The 1,070-nt window shown below is 72.1% G+C and carries 1 protein-coding gene; it reads right to left on the bottom strand.

Going from position 1 to position 1,070, the window contains the following annotated elements; all coding sequences use genetic code 11:
- On the bottom strand, window positions 1–1,070 hold a 1,070-nt coding region (mmsA, locus tag HH311_RS30780; RefSeq protein ID WP_169187548.1), incomplete at both ends, for a CoA-acylating methylmalonate-semialdehyde dehydrogenase.

The following is a 1,070-nucleotide window of genomic DNA, read 5'->3' as shown; positions in this document are numbered from 1 at the left end:
CCGCCGCCCGCGCCGCGCGACGCCGGGTCGGTCCAGCGGGTGGTGACGACCTTGCCGCGGGTGAAGAAGTGCACGCCCTCGGTGCCGTGGGCGTGGGTGTCGCCGAACAGCGAGTTCTTCCAGCCGCCGAAGCTGTAGTAGGCCATCGGGACCGGCACCGGCACGTTGATGCCGATCATCCCGACCTCGACCTCGTGGGAGAACCGCCGCGCCGCGCCGCCGTCGTTGGTGAACAGCGCCGTGCCGTTGCCGTACGGGTTCGCGTTGATCATCGCCACGGCGTCGTCGTAGGACTCGACCCGCAGCACCGAGAGCACCGGCCCGAAGATCTCGTCGGTGTAGATCGACATGTCGGTGCGCACGTGGTCGAACAGCGTCGGCCCCACGAAGAACCCCGCGCCGTCGGCGTCGAACTCACCGCCGCGGCCGTCGACCACCACGGTCGCCCCGGCCGCCTCGCCGGCATCGACGTAGCCGGTCACCCGGTCGCGGGCCGCCGCGGTCACCAGCGGCCCCATGTCGCAGCCCCGGCGGCCGTCGCCGGTGCGCAGCCCGCGCGCCCGCTGCGCGATCTTGTCGACCAGCTCATCGGCGATCCCGCCGACCGCGACCACCGCCGAGATCGCCATGCACCGCTCCCCGGCCGACCCGAACCCGGCGTTGACCGCCTGGTCCGCGGCCAGGTCGAGGTCGGCGTCGGGCAGCACCACCATGTGGTTCTTCGCCCCACCCAGGGCCTGGACCCGCTTGCCGTGCGCGGTGCCGGTCTCGTAGACGTAGCGGGCGATCGGGGTCGACCCCACGAAGCTGACGCTCTTGACCTCGGGGTGGGTCAGCAGGCCGTCCACCGCGACCTTGTCGCCGTGCAGCACGTTGAACACCCCGTCGGGCAGCCCCGCCTCGGCCCACAGCTCCGCGAGCCACTGCGCCGCCGAGGGCACCTTCTCGCTCGGCTTGAGCACCACCGTGTTCCCCGCCGCGATCGCGATCGGGAAGAACCACATCGGCACCATCGCCGGGAAGTTGAACGGCGAGATGATCCCCACGACCCCCAGCGGCTGGCGGATCGA

The sequence above is a fragment of the Actinomycetospora sp. TBRC 11914 genome (assembly GCF_012933465.1).
Taxonomy (GTDB): Bacteria; Actinomycetota; Actinomycetes; order Mycobacteriales; family Pseudonocardiaceae; genus Actinomycetospora.
The sequence above is the reverse complement of the archived record's forward strand: the minus strand, read 5'-3'. Positions and strand labels throughout refer to the sequence as shown.